The organism is Actinoplanes sp. CA-015351 (genome assembly GCF_050955685.1).
Lineage (GTDB): Bacteria > Actinomycetota > Actinomycetes > Mycobacteriales > Micromonosporaceae > Actinoplanes.
On sequence record NZ_CP192102.1, the window covers coordinates 1654190 to 1667020 of the forward strand.

The window sequence follows — 12831 nt, forward strand, 5'->3', positions numbered from 1 at the left end:
GCCGAGATCGACCGGATGGGCCGGCCGGGGTCAGCGCGGTACGCCGACCGGGGTGTCCCGCAGGCCCTTGAGCAACGCGATGTCGGCTGCGTGGCCCTCGTGTTCGACGCTTGGCGTCTCGACGATGATCGGGACGCCGGTGGTGGCCGGGTGGGCGAACAGCTCGGCGAACGGCGCCGCGCCGATGGTGCCCTTGCCGATCGTCTCGTGGCGGTCGCGGGTCGAGCCGCAGGCGTCCTTCGAGTCGTTCGCGTGGATGAGCTGCAGCCGGCCCGGACCGGCCGCGGTGACCAGGGCGTCCAGGGTCTCGGTCATGCCCCCGGGAGTGGCCAGGTCGTGCCCGGCCGCCCAGGCGTGGCAGGTGTCGAAGCAGACGCCGAGCCACGGGTGATGGTCGACCGCGTCCAGATAAGCGGAAAGGTCCTGCACCTTCGACGCCAGGCTGCGCCCGCCGCCGGCGCTCGGCTCGACCAGCAGCCGCGGCAGTTCCTCGGCCGCCGCCCGGTCGAGCAGCGGCAGCAGCGACTCGTGCAGCTGGTGCATGGCCTTGTCGGCGTGAGCCTCGTCCACCGAGCTGCCGGCGTGGTAGACCACTGCCGTCGCGCCGATCGCCTTGCCCCGCAGCAGCGCGTGCTCCAGGGTCGCGATCGAGCGTTCCACGGTCAGCTCGGTGGGCGAGCCCAGGTTCACCAGCAGCGACGCGTGGATGTACGCCGGCATGCCGCGCTCACCACACCCGTCCCGGAACAGGGTGTCCTGCTTGGGGTCGCCGGCCGGCAGAGCCCAGCCCCGCGAGTTGGAGACGTACACCTGGAGGGTTTCCGAGCCCGCGGCGTCGACGTACGGGAGGGCGGCTTTCGCCAGCCCGCCCGACGTCTTCGTGTGCGACCCGATACGGCGGTCTAGAAGCACTGAAGCTGCACCACGCTCTGCGGCGCCACCTGGGTGTTGCCGCCCGGGTTCTGCGCCTGGACCGTACCGTTGGGGTTGAAGTTGACCTGGACCTGCAGGTTCATCCCCTGGAGCGTGGCCTGCGCCTGCGGACAGGGCTGGCCGGTCAGGTCCGGGACGATGACCAGCGGCGGGCCCTTGCTGACGTCGAGGGTGACCTCGGCGCCCTTCTCCACACCGGTGCCGGCCTTGGGTGACTGCCCGAGGACCGTGTCGGCCGGCTCGTCGCTGTCCTTGGACCGCTCGACGCTGGTCAGACCCTTCGCCGCCAGCTGTGCGCGGGCGTCGTTGATGTTGAGGCCGGTCAGGTCGGGGATCGTTATCGGGGCGCGGCCCCGGCTCAGCACCACCGTGACGGTCTCGCCCGGCTTGAGCTGGGTCCCGGCTTTCGGGTCGGTGGAGAGGACCACGCCCTCGGCAGCGGTCTCGCTGTACTGCGCCTTGCCTTCCTTGACCTTGAGGCCGAGGCCTTCCAGCTCGCCCTTGGCGTTGGCCAGCTCGACGCCGACCAGATCGGGGACCGGGTGCACCTCGGGGCCGAGGGAGAGGTTCACGGTGATCGTGTCGCCGTTGACGATTTTTTCCTGGGCGCCCGGGCTCTGGGTGACCACCGAGTCCTTCGGAATGGTGTCGCTGTAGACCCCGTCGCCGACCAGGATCTCGAAACCTTTCTCCTGGGCGTGCGCCTGGGCCTGCGCCAGCGGCATGGCCAGCAGCGTCGGTGCCTCGGAGTACCGCCCGGCCGTCACCCACCAGGTGCTGCCGATGATGACCAGGGCCATCACGGCGATCAACGAGGCGAGCACGACGCGACGCCGGTCGGCGAAGAACCCGCCGGACGGTTCGACGGAACGGCGGTGCGGCGCGGTGCGCGGGCCGCCGCCACCCTGCTCCGGCAGCCGGGCCCAGGAGGGCCGGTGCGAGGCCTGATGGTACGAACCCCCGGGCACCGGAGGCACGAACGCGGTCGCGTCGGCGGCCGGCACGGCCGGGACGATCGAGGTGGCGTCCGCCGGGATCGGGCGGGACGGGACCTGGCGCAGCAGCGCCGTCTCCACGTTCGCCGCGCCGAGGCCGTCGCGAACCGCCTGCACCTCGCTGAGCAGCGCGCCCGCGTCGGTGGGGCGGGCGCCCGGGTCACGCCGGGTGGCGCGGGCGACCAGCTTGTCGAGGACCACCGGCGAGCCGGGGGTGATGGTGGACGGGGCGGGCACGTCGTTGTCGACGTGCTGCCAGGCCACCTCGACCGGGTCGTCGCCGTCGAACGGCACCCGGCCGGTCAGCATCTCGAAGAGCACGATGCCGGCCGAGTACACGTCGGTTCGCGCATCGGCCTGACCGGTCTGTACCAGCTCGGGTGCGACGTACGCCACGGTGGCCATCAACTGGCCGGAGTCGTCGACAGTGCTCGCCTCGATGGCCCGGGCCAGACCGAAGTCGGCCACCTTGACCACGGCGTCCACCAGGTTCGCGCTACCGCCGCTCGGCGCCTCGGCGACAAGCACGTTCTCCGGCTTGACGTCGCGGTGGACCAGGCCGGCGCGGTGTGCGGCGGCGATCGCGGCGAGCATCTGCTCAAGGATCGCCATGGCCTCGACCGGGTTCAGCTTGACGCGCTGGCTGAGCACGTCGCGCAGGGTGCGGCCCTGCACGAACTCCATCACCAGGTACGGAAGACCCTGGTGGCGGCCCTGGTCGTAAACCGCGACGACGTTCGGGTGGGTGAGGCGGGCGATCGTTTTCGCCTCGTCGGTGAATCTGTCGACGAAGTGGACGTTCGTGGCCTGTGACGGGTGAATGATCTTCAAAGCGACGGGGCGCTCGAGTCGTTCGTCGGTCGCCCGGTAGACGGTCGCCATGCCACCACGGGCCACGCGACCGGTGATCCGGTAGCGCCCGTCAATCGTTGTGCCGATCAACGTATCGGCGACTGTCGTGTCCATCGGCGTGAAGTGTATGTGTCTTTCCCGTGGGGGTAGACCAGGATGTCATAGCTGAGTCCAAACGGGTACCTGGACGGCGCTGACCTGCGACGACTTGTCCCAGGCCGTGCCCAGCCCACCCCCTGAAGCATGATTTATCCGGCTAATCCCGGTGTGCGCGGCGGTGGTGACGACCGTCGCCGGCGTGGCTCGGAGTGGGGCTGACGGAGTCACTGGGCGCCACTGAGGGTGAATTGTCGGGTTTTTCAGATGGCCGGACCGGCACTGACGGCGAGGCGCTGACCGCCGGCGCCGTCGGCGTGGGCACCGGCGGCGTCATGCAGTCGCAGGGTGACTCGGTGATCCGGGTCCGCTCCGGAGTCACGGTCGTCGGCCGCTCCTGGCGCGAGGTGGCCGGCGCGGCCGCATCGGCGGGAGCCCCGCGAGTGACTTTCGCGACAGGCTTCCCGGCAACCGCCGGGGACGCCGACGCCGGAGTAGTACGCGGCTTCCCGGCCGGCCGCAGCGCGGAACCCATCCCGGCCTTGCCACCGGCCGCCTGGTCCACCGGGATCGGCTGCTCGGCGGCGGCCTGAGGCGCCGAATCCGTCGAACCTGCCGAACCCGCTGAATCCACCGACTCGGCCACGTTGCCGGTCGGCGCGCTGAAGATGCTGGTGGCGACGAAGTACGAGCCGGTCGCCCCAGACATAGCAAGCAGGCAGAACACCGTAACCGCGACAAATCGCCTCGGTGGAGCGGCATCGGTCCGCAACGGCGACGAGGGCAGGTCGACGAGCGAGCCCGGGAAGGTGTTCATTCCGGTCGACGTGACGTCCAGCCCACTGATCTCCGGCGCAGCCTCAGGAGCCGGCGCCTCGGAATGACGCCGGCCCAGGTCGTAACCGACCGACCGCCACGCCCCGGCGACTTCGCCGCGGATCCTCCGGAACAGGCTCATCAACAGTTCTCCGATCTGGTCTGGCACGCTGTACGAGTGAGCGAACCCGTAATCGCCGGCCCGGCCGGATGGATCACCCTGCCGGACGTGTCCGAGAAGCTCGGCCTGTCGATCAGCAAGGTGCACCAGCTGATCCGTGACGGCGCCCTGCTCGCCGTCCGGCGTGACGGCGTCCGGCTCGTCCCGTCAGAACTGGTGGCCAACGAGACCGTCCAGAAGCATCTGCCCGGCGTACTCAACTTGCTGCGCGACGCCGGGTACAACGACGAAGAGGCCCTCAAGTGGCTCTACGAACCGGATGAGGCCTTCGGCGGCAACGCCGCGATCGCCCTCGGTACGTGGCAGGCGCGCGAGGTCAAGCGCCGTGCGCAGGCGCTGGGCTTCTGAACGATCCGCGAAAAAGAAAACCTCCGCGAAAAAAGAAAACCTAGAAGAGCCGGCGGGTAGCGGCCTCGGCGAGGGCGAACAGGACCGAACGGGCCTCGTCCTCGATCGGCGCCTGCTTCAGCGCATCCAGGGCTTCGGCGCCCAGCGTGTCGATCCGGGACTCGGTCGCCGCCAGGGCGCCGGAGTCCCGGATGATCGCGCGCAGCCGCTCCACCCCGGCGTCGTCCAGCCCGGGGGAGCCCAGGCCCGCGTCCAGCTCGGCGCGGGTCGCCTCGTCGATGGCGGCGAACGCGGACGCCACCAGGTACGTCCGCTTTCCCTCGCGCAGGTCGTCACCAGCGGGTTTGCCGGTGCGCTCCGGGTCGCCGAAGACCCCGAGCACGTCGTCGCGCATCTGGAACGCCTCACCCAGCGGCAGGCCGAACGCGGCGTACCCGGCGAACACCTCGGGACCACCGCCGGCCAGGGCCGCGCCGAGCAGCAGCGGGCGTTCCACTGTGTATTTCGCGGCCTTGAACCGGGCCACCTTGCCGGCGCGCTCCAGCGACGTGTCGGCGGTCGCCTGGGTGAGCACGTCGAGGTACTGCCCGACTGTCACCTCGGTACGCATCTGGTCGAAGACCTGCCGCGCCCGGGCCAGGTCGGCCAGCGGCAGCCCGGAGCCGTGCAGCATCTCGTCCGACCAGACCAGCGCCAGGTCGCCGAGGAGCACCGCCGCCGAGTCGCCGAAGCCGGTCGCGTCACCACGCCAGCCCGCGGCGATGTGCCGTGACTCGTACCGGCGGTGGACCGAGGGCTCGCCGCGGCGGGTGTCCGAGCGGTCCATCAGGTCGTCGTGGATCAGGGCGCTGGCCTGCACGAACTCCAGCGCGCTGACGGCCGCGACGACCTCGTCGGAGTCCGGGCCGCCGGCACCCCGGAACCCCCAGTACGCGAACGCCGGCCGAAGCCGTTTCCCGCCACCGAGCACGAACGCCGACACCGTCGCCGCCACCTCGTCGAGCGCCGGATCGATCTCCAGCAGCCGGGTCCGCTGGGTGGCGAGGAAACCGGCAAGGGCCTTGTCGACCCGTTGACGCAGGCCGGCCAGCTCGAGAGGTGAAGTCGTCACGCCTCAGACGCTAGTACAGTGCGTTTGTGTCTCTCGGTCTTCCCTCCCGCCTGCCCGGCACGCCGTCGATCGGCGCGCTGATCCGCGAGCCGGCGCCGACCTTCTCGTTCGAGTTCTTCCCGCCCAAGACCCCTGAGGGCGAGCGTCTGCTCTGGCAGGCGATCCGCGAGCTGGAGTCGTTGAAACCGAGCTTCGTCTCGATCACCTACGGCGCGGGCGGCACCACCAGGGACACCACTGTGGCGGTCACCGAGCGGGTGGCCACCGAGACCACGCTGCTGCCGATGGCCCACCTCACCGCGGTCAACCACTCGGTCGCCGAGCTGCGTAACGTGATCGGCCGGCTGGCCGGGGCCGGGATCCGCAACGTGCTCGCGGTCCGCGGCGACCCGCCCGGCGACCCGATGGGCGAGTGGGTGCGTCACCCGGACGGCGTGCACTACGCCGAGGACCTGGTCGCTCTGATCAAGGAGTCCGGCGACTTCAGCGTCGGGGTGGCCGCTTTCCCGTACAAACATCCCCGCTCGGCGGACGTGGAGAGCGACACCCGCGACTTCGTCCGCAAATGCCGGGCCGGCGCCGACTTCGCGATCACCCAGATGTTCTTCGAGGCCGACGACTACCTGCGGCTGCGTGACCGGGTCACGGCGACCGGCTGCAACACCCCGATCGTGGCGGGTCTCATGCCGGTGACCCGGATGGCGACGATCGAGCGGTCCCAGCAGCTCTCCGGCGCGCCGTTCCCGCAGGCTCTGCTGCGGCGTTTCGAGCGGGTCGCCGGCGACGAGGCCGCGATCCGTGAGCTGGGCATCGAGACGTGTGTTGAGATGTGTGCGCGGCTGCTCGACGAGGGTGTGCCGGGCATCCACTTCATCACCCTGAATCGATCGACCGCGACCCGGGAGGTCTGGCAGCGGCTGGCACCTGCCGAGGTCGCGGCAGCCGCCTGAAAAAGCCGTGACCTGGGACGAGTACGCCACAGCCTGGTCCGGGCTGCACGGCGGCTTCGATCCACGGCGGGCGTCGCCTGTGGTTCGTGGCTGGGTGCTTTGCGCGTACCGGATCGGGTCTTTTCTCGGCAGTAAGCGGATCTCGCCGCTCGCGGTGACCATCGCCGGGGTGATCTTGTGTCTGACCGTGCCGCTCGCGGCGCTGGGCGGGCGCGGCGGTCTCGCGGCAGGTGCGCTGCTGGTGCTGCTCGCGGCGGTCGCGGACGGGCTCGACGGCGCGGTGGCAGTGGTGACCGGGCGAGTGAGCCGGGCCGGTTTCGTCTATGACTCGGTCGCGGACCGGGTGGGTGAGCTGGGCTGGCTCGCCGCGTTCTGGGTGGCGGGCGCGCCCGGGCCGCTGGTGGTCGCGGCAGGTGCCGCGAGCTGGCTTCATGAATATGTACGCGCCCGCGCGGCAGCAAGCGGCATGGCCGAGATCGGTGCCGTGACGGTGGGGGAGAGGCCGACCCGGGTGTCGGTCTCGATCGTCGGGTTGCTCGTGTGCGCGCTGTCACTCCCCGCTTTTGTGCCGGTCGGCGTCTGGCTTCTGTTGCAGATTGTCGGCTTCGTGCAGCTGGTCGTCGCCGTTCGGCGGTCTCTTCGCTGATCGTCTGCTGCTGGATTATCCGCAGGTAGACTTGCCGGCATGGCTGCTCCCGAGCGCACCCAGCGCGACATCACCGGTCTGCTGAACGCGGCCGGGCACGCCCTCTCCAACCGTCTTGCTGCAGCCCTCGCCGAGGTTGATCTGACGCCTCGGATGCAGTGCGTGCTGCTGCACGCGCTGGAGGAGGAGCGCACCCAGATCCAGCTCGCCGCGCTCTCCTTCATGGACAAGACGACGATGGTCAGCACCGTCGACGAACTGGAGAAACGCGGTCTCGCGGAGCGCCGCCCGTCGGCGACCGACCGGCGCGCCCGGATCATCGCGGTCACCGAGAAGGGTCGCAGGGTGGCGGACGAGGGCCAGGAGATCGTCGACCGGGTGCACGGCGAGGCGCTGGTGGGGGTGGCGCCGTCCGAGCGCGAGTCGTTTCTGGAACTGCTCACGTCGCTGGCCGGGGACTCGGGCCCCGGACCGATCCGCCGCGCACGAGGCAAATGATCCTCTTGCAGATAATCCGCTACCGGATTATCTGTTAGCGTAGCGCTATGAGTGGTTCTCGTGGTGCAACGCTCGCCGTGCTGAACACGGTGAGCCTGATGATCGTTCTGGACAGCACGATCGTGGCCGTGGCGATCCCCGCCATCCAACAAGATCTGGGCTTCTCGCCGGCCGGTGTGGCCTGGGTGATCAATGGCTATCTGGTGGCCTTCGGCGGCCTGCTCCTGCTCGCCGGCCGGCTCGGCGACCTCATCGGCTCCCGCCGGGTCTTCCTCGCCGGCCTGGCCCTGTTCACCGTCGCGAGCCTGCTCTGCGGCTTCGCCCCCACGGCTGAGCTGCTGATCGCCGGCCGCTTCCTGCAGGGCGCCGGCGGCGCGTTCGCCTCCGCGGTGATCCTCGGCATGATCGTCCGCCTCTACCCGGCGCCCGGCCCGCAGGCGCGAGCCATGGGCATTTTCAGCTTCACCCAGGCCGGCGGCGCCGCGATCGGCTTCGTCGTGGGCGGCATCCTCACCGATCTGGCCGGCTGGCCCGCCATCTTCCTGATCAACGTCCCGATCGGGATCGCCGCGTTCATTTTCGGTCTGCGGCTGCTGCCCGCCTCCGCTGCCGCAGCGGGTGGTGGCCTGGACATTCCGGGGGCGCTTCTGATCACCGCCGGCCTCTCGGCCGGCGTCTACGCGATCGTCGATGGGGTCATTCCGGTCGGGGCGCTCGCGCTGCTGCTGCTCACTGCCTTTCTGGTACGCCAGAAGTACGCGTCCAGCCCGCTGATCCCTCTCCGCCTGCTCCGCCGCCCGTGGCTGCTCGCGGCCAACAGCGCCGTCCTGCTGATCGTCGCGGCGGGGCTGGGGTTCCAGTTCGTCAACACGCTGTTCCTGCAGAAGGTGCTCGGTTTCGACGCGCTCCGCACCGGCCTGGCGTTCCTGCCGACACCCCTGATGATCGGCGTGGTGTCGCTGCTGGTGGCGGCACGGTTGACGTCCCGGTTCGGGGTGCGTCCGGTCCTGCTGGGCGGGTTGGTGCTGGTGGCGGGCGGTCTCGTGGCGTTGTCGCAGGCTCCTTCGTCGCCGGTTTACGCGTGGCACGTGCTGCCCGCGCTGGTCGTGATGGGTCTGGGCATCGGTGTGGCGGTCCCGGCCGTGATGATGCTGTCGATGGCCGGTTCGTCGGAGGAGGACACCGGCCTGGTGTCCGGGCTGAACAACACCGCCCAGCAAGCCGGCATGGCCCTCGGCCTGGCGGTGCTGGCAGCCGTGTCGGCGGCCCGGACGTCGTCGCAGCTGGGTGCCGGGGTGAGCGCAGGGGCGGCGCTGCGCGAAGGCTATTCGCTGGCGTTCCTGCTGGCGGCGGGCTTCGTGGCAGCGGCCTTCGCGGTGACGGTGACAGCCTTGCGCAACCCGCCGGCCCCACCGGCCGCCGTGCCGGTGCCCGCCCCACCGGCCGCCGTGCCGGTGCCGGATCCCGGGCCTTCTGGCCTCGCGGCCCCGTGACCGTCCGTGTGTGGGCTGGGCAATGTTCTCTAAAAAGGCTCCACACCCACTGTGGGTGTAGCCACACCCACAGTGGGTGTGGCACTAAAACCAACTATCCAGCCGGAGGCAACCGGCCCGGATTGATCCGGATCTGCGGGCTCAGCGCGGGCTCAGGCCCGCGAAGACCACAGCGAGGGTACGAGTCTGAAGGCCGGCGTCCCACCCACCGTGCAGTGCGCCCTGGCAGAGGCTGACGAGCAGCGCCATCACCTCGGGCAACGCCACGTCCGGTGACACCGTGCCGGCGTCCTGGGCCTGGATCAGCAGCGCGCCGACCGCGTCCTGGAGATGACCCACCGCGTCGGGCAGGCGGACGTCGACGCCGGAGCGGGCGAGTAGGTCGACGACGGACCGTTTGGCGGCGGCCTGCGCGACCAGGCCGCGCAGGAAGCTGAACAGGCCGTCGGGTCCGCCCAGCTCGCCGGCCTCCGCGATCAGCTGGGCCAGCAGGCGTTTCATGATGGCCGCCAGCAGGTCGTCCTTGGTGGGGAAGTGGCGGAAGACGGTGCCGATGGCGACGCCGGCCCGGCGGGCGACCTCCTCGGTCGAGCCGCCCGGGCCGAGCTCGGCGAAGACCGTCTCGGCGGCGTCCAGGATGCGTGCCCGATTGCGCTGGGCGTCGGCGCGCATGGGCTGGGGCTCTAGCAAGATGAGTCTCCACTCATTATTCTCGGTCAAGTCGAGTCCTAACTCATCTTAGAGAAGGAGTGCCGCCGTGACACCGAGTGAGATCTTCGAGCGGATGCGAGCACGCTGGCTGGCCGGCGAGACGACCTTCGACGGCGGCATGCTGGCCGACGACGTGGTCGTGGAGATGCCGTTCGCGGCGCCGGGCGGGCCGGGGCGCATCGCGGGCAAGGAGCGGGTGCTCGCCTTCACCGAGGCCGGCCGGGCGGCGTTACCGGTGCGCTTCGACGACTGCCGCGATGTGGTGGTGCACAAGACGGCCGACCCGGACGTGATCGTCGTGGAGTACGAACTGGCCGGCACTCACACATCGACTGGGATGACAGCGTCGGCGCCGTTCATCGGGGTGCTCACTGCCCGGGGCGGCAAGCTGACGCGCTGGCGCGAGTACCAGCACACCCTGGCAATCGCCCAAGCCCTGACGGCCGGAAAATAACCGAATGGCGGGACACGTCGTTGTGTCCCGCCATTCGGCAGCTAGTGCCGACTCTCAGCCGTCAGCGGTTGCTGAGCGCCTTGCGGTAATCGCTGTTCAGCCGGCCGATCAGGCTCAGCGGAATGCCCTTCGGGCAGACCTCGGCACACTCACCCATGTTCGTGCACCCACCGAACCCGGCGTCGTCCTGCGCCTGCAGCATGTCGAGCACCCGGCTGTTGCGTTCGGGCTGGCCCTGCGGCATCAGACCGAGGTGGGTGATCTTCGCGGCGGTGAACAGCATCGACGAGCCGTTCGGGCAGGCCGCCACACAGGCGCCGCAGCCGATGCAGGTCGCCGCCTCGAACGCGGCGTCGGCGTCCTTCTTCGGCACCGGCGCGGCGTGCGCGTCCGGCGCGGTGCCGGTCGGCGCGCTGATGTAACCGCCCGCCTGGATGATCTGGTCGAACGCGCCCCGGTCGACGATCAGGTCCTTGATCACCGGGAACGCTGCGGCACGCCACGGCTCGACGTCGATCACGTCGCCGTCGGAGAAGTGACGCATGTGCAGCTGGCAGGTGGTGGTGGCCTTCTCCGGGCCGTGCGCCACACCGTTGATCACCATGCTGCACGCGCCACAGATGCCTTCACGGCAGTCGTGGTCGAACGCGATGGGGTCGTCGCCACTGAGGATCAGCGTCTCGTTCAGAACGTCGATCATTTCCAGGAACGACGCGTCCGGCGAGATGTCCTTGACGTCGTAGGTGACCATCTTCCCGGAGGAAGCAGGGCCGGACTGACGCCACACCCGTACCTTGATGTTCATTACTTGTAACTCCGCGTGCTCGGGTGGACGTACTCGAAGTTGAGGTCTTCCTTGTGCAGGGTCGGCTTGCCGTCGGCGCCGAAGTACTCCCACGCCGCGGCGTAGCTGAACTCGTCGTCGTGGCGCAGTGCCTCACCGTCCGGGGTCTGGCTCTCGCCCCGGAAGTGGCCGCCGCAGGACTCGCGGCGGTGCAGCGCGTCGATGCACATGAGCTCGCCGAGCTCGATGAAGTCGGCGACCCGGCCGGCCTTCTCCAGGTTCTGGTTGAGCTCTTCGCCCTTGCCCGGCACCTTCACCCGGGTCCAGAACTCCTCCTTGAGCGCCCGGATCAGGCCGATCGCCTTGGTCAGGCCCTCTTCCGTACGCTCCATGCCGCAGTACTCCCACATGATGTGGCCGAGCTCGCGGTGGAACGAGTCGACGGTGCGGTCACCGTCGATCGAGAGGAACTTGGCGATCCGGTCCTCGACGAGCTTGCGCGCCTCGACGACCTCCTCATCGCTCTCGGTCACCTTCGGGAAGGGGCCGGACGCGAGGTAGTTGCTGATCGTGTTCGGCAGCACGAAGTAGCCGTCCGCCAGGCCCTGCATCAGCGCGGACGCGCCGAGCCGGTTGGCGCCGTGGTCGGAGAAGTTCGCCTCGCCCACCACGAACAGGCCCGGGACCGTCGACTGCAGGTCGTAGTCGACCCAGAGGCCACCCATCGTGTAGTGCACAGCGGGGTAGATACGCATCGGCGTCTCGTACGGGTCGTCGCCGGTGATCCGCTGGTACATCTCGAAGAGGTTGCCGTACTTCGCCTCGACCGCGGGCTGGCCCAGCCGCTTGATCGCGTCGGCGAAGTCCAGGTAGACGCCGAGACCGCCGGGGCCGACGCCACGACCCTCGTCGCAGACGTTCTTGGCGGCCCGGGACGCGATGTCACGGGGCACCAGGTTGCCGAACGACGGATAGATGCGCTCCAGGTAGTAGTCGCGCTCGTCCTCGGGGATGTCGGCGGCCTTGCGGGTGTCCTTCTGTGCCTTCGGCACCCAGACCCGGCCGTCGTTACGCAGCGACTCCGACATCAGGGTCAGCTTCGACTGGTGCGAGCCGGACTCCGGGATGCAGGTCGGGTGGATCTGCGTGTAGCACGGGTTCGCGAAGAGCGCGCCCTTGCGGTGCGCCCGCCACGCCGCCGTGACGTTGCAGCCCTTGGCGTTCGTCGACAGGAAGAAGACGTTGCCGTAACCACCGGAGGCGAGCACGACGGCGTCGGCGAACTCGGTGGTGATCTCGCCGGTGACCATGTCGCGGACCACGATGCCCCGCGCCTTGCCGTCCTTGATGATCACTTCGAGCATCTCGTGCCGGGCGTTCATCTCGACGTTGCCGAGCCCGATCTGCCGCTCCAGCGCCTGGTACGCGCCGAGCAGCAGCTGCTGACCCGTCTGGCCCCGGGCGTAGAACGTCCGGGACACCTGGGTGCCGCCGAACGAGCGGTTGTCGAGCAGGCCGCCGTACTCGCGGGCGAACGGGACGCCCTGCGCGACGCACTGGTCGATGATGTTCACCGAGACCTGCGCGAGCCGGTACACGTTCGACTCGCGCGCCCGGAAGTCGCCGCCCTTGACGGTGTCGTAGAACAGCCGGTAGACGGAGTCGCCGTCGTTGCGGTAGTTCTTCGCGGCGTTGATGCCACCCTGCGCGGCGATCGAATGCGCCCGCCGCGGGCTGTCCTGGTAGCAGTACGACTTGACGTGGTACCCCGCCTCGGCGAGGGTCGCCGCGGCCGATCCGCCGGCCAGGCCGGTGCCCACGATGATCACGGTCAGCTTCCGGCGGTTCGCCGGGTTGACCAGCTTGGCGTTGAACTTGCGGCGCTCCCAGCGGGTCTCGACCGGCCCGTCCGGAGCGGCCTTGTCGACGATCGGCTCGCCTTCGGCCCAGAAGTCAGTCATCT

13 protein-coding genes are annotated in these 12831 nt (G+C 69.7%); 6 read left to right on the plus strand and 7 right to left on the minus strand.

Annotated features, from left to right (window positions below):
- Nucleotides 1-30 precede the first annotated feature (30 nt).
- The 3 genes from ACQP2E_RS07630 to ACQP2E_RS07640 form a co-directional block, all read right to left on the minus strand.
- Nucleotides 31-912, minus strand: coding sequence for a deoxyribonuclease IV (locus ACQP2E_RS07630; protein ID WP_433829257.1), 882 nt, complete (start codon nt 910-912; stop codon nt 31-33).
- Nucleotides 903-2894, minus strand: coding sequence for a Stk1 family PASTA domain-containing Ser/Thr kinase (gene pknB / locus ACQP2E_RS07635; protein ID WP_433829259.1), 1992 nt, complete (start codon nt 2892-2894; stop codon nt 903-905). Before pknB ends, ACQP2E_RS07630 begins: the two co-directional genes overlap by 10 nt.
- A gap of 142 nt (nt 2895-3036) precedes the next feature.
- Complete coding sequence (locus tag ACQP2E_RS07640) at nt 3037-3834, minus strand: hypothetical protein (protein WP_433829261.1); 798 nt, start codon at nt 3832-3834, stop codon at nt 3037-3039.
- Between the two features lie 36 nt (nt 3835-3870).
- Here ACQP2E_RS07640 and ACQP2E_RS07645 point away from each other — a divergent pair, with 36 nt between their 5' ends.
- Entirely contained in the window at nt 3871-4221 is a 351-nt protein-coding gene (locus ACQP2E_RS07645; protein ID WP_433829263.1) for an Rv2175c family DNA-binding protein, read from the plus strand.
- Between the two features lie 40 nt (nt 4222-4261).
- On the opposite strand, the gene ACQP2E_RS07650 is transcribed toward ACQP2E_RS07645, so the two are convergent.
- Complete coding sequence (locus ACQP2E_RS07650; RefSeq protein ID WP_433829265.1) at nt 4262-5332, minus strand: polyprenyl synthetase family protein; 1071 nt, start codon at nt 5330-5332, stop codon at nt 4262-4264.
- Between the two features lie 26 nt (nt 5333-5358).
- Between ACQP2E_RS07650 and metF the strand changes: the two genes are divergently transcribed.
- From metF to ACQP2E_RS07670, 4 genes are read left to right on the plus strand one after another with little or no spacing between them, the layout of a single operon-like run.
- A complete protein-coding gene (gene metF / locus ACQP2E_RS07655) occupies nt 5359-6282 on the plus strand; it encodes a methylenetetrahydrofolate reductase [NAD(P)H] (RefSeq protein ID WP_433829266.1) in 924 nt (307 codons plus the stop codon).
- 7 nt (nt 6283-6289) lie between these two features.
- Nucleotides 6290-6928 (plus strand): CDP-alcohol phosphatidyltransferase family protein, encoded by a 639-nt coding sequence (locus ACQP2E_RS07660; protein WP_433829268.1) that lies wholly within the window; start codon nt 6290-6292, stop codon nt 6926-6928.
- 39 nt (nt 6929-6967) lie between these two features.
- Nucleotides 6968-7426, plus strand: a complete 459-nt coding sequence (locus tag ACQP2E_RS07665) for a MarR family winged helix-turn-helix transcriptional regulator (RefSeq protein WP_433829270.1) — start codon at nt 6968-6970, stop codon at nt 7424-7426.
- A gap of 47 nt (nt 7427-7473) precedes the next feature.
- Entirely contained in the window at nt 7474-8919 is a 1446-nt protein-coding gene (locus ACQP2E_RS07670) for an MFS transporter (protein ID WP_433829272.1), read from the plus strand.
- Nucleotides 8920-9060: 141 nt separating this feature from the next.
- Here the strand turns inward: ACQP2E_RS07670 and ACQP2E_RS07675 are convergent, their stop codons facing one another.
- Nucleotides 9061-9591, minus strand: a complete 531-nt coding sequence (locus ACQP2E_RS07675) for a TetR/AcrR family transcriptional regulator (RefSeq protein ID WP_433829274.1) — start codon at nt 9589-9591, stop codon at nt 9061-9063.
- Nucleotides 9592-9676: 85 nt separating this feature from the next.
- Between ACQP2E_RS07675 and ACQP2E_RS07680 the strand changes: the two genes are divergently transcribed.
- On the plus strand, nt 9677-10084 hold the full coding sequence (locus ACQP2E_RS07680; protein WP_433829276.1) for a nuclear transport factor 2 family protein: 408 nt from the start codon (nt 9677-9679) through the stop codon (nt 10082-10084).
- Nucleotides 10085-10145: 61 nt separating this feature from the next.
- On the opposite strand, the gene ACQP2E_RS07685 is transcribed toward ACQP2E_RS07680, so the two are convergent.
- Both ACQP2E_RS07685 and ACQP2E_RS07690 read right to left on the minus strand, forming a co-directional pair.
- Nucleotides 10146-10889 carry a succinate dehydrogenase/fumarate reductase iron-sulfur subunit gene (locus ACQP2E_RS07685; RefSeq protein ID WP_433829278.1) on the minus strand — a complete coding sequence of 248 codons (744 nt, stop codon included), beginning with the start codon at nt 10887-10889 and terminating at the stop codon, nt 10146-10148.
- Nucleotides 10889-12829 carry a fumarate reductase/succinate dehydrogenase flavoprotein subunit gene (locus tag ACQP2E_RS07690; RefSeq protein ID WP_433829280.1) on the minus strand — a complete coding sequence of 647 codons (1941 nt, stop codon included), beginning with the start codon at nt 12827-12829 and terminating at the stop codon, nt 10889-10891. Before ACQP2E_RS07690 ends, ACQP2E_RS07685 begins: the two co-directional genes overlap by 1 nt.
- Nucleotides 12830-12831 lie beyond the last annotated feature (2 nt).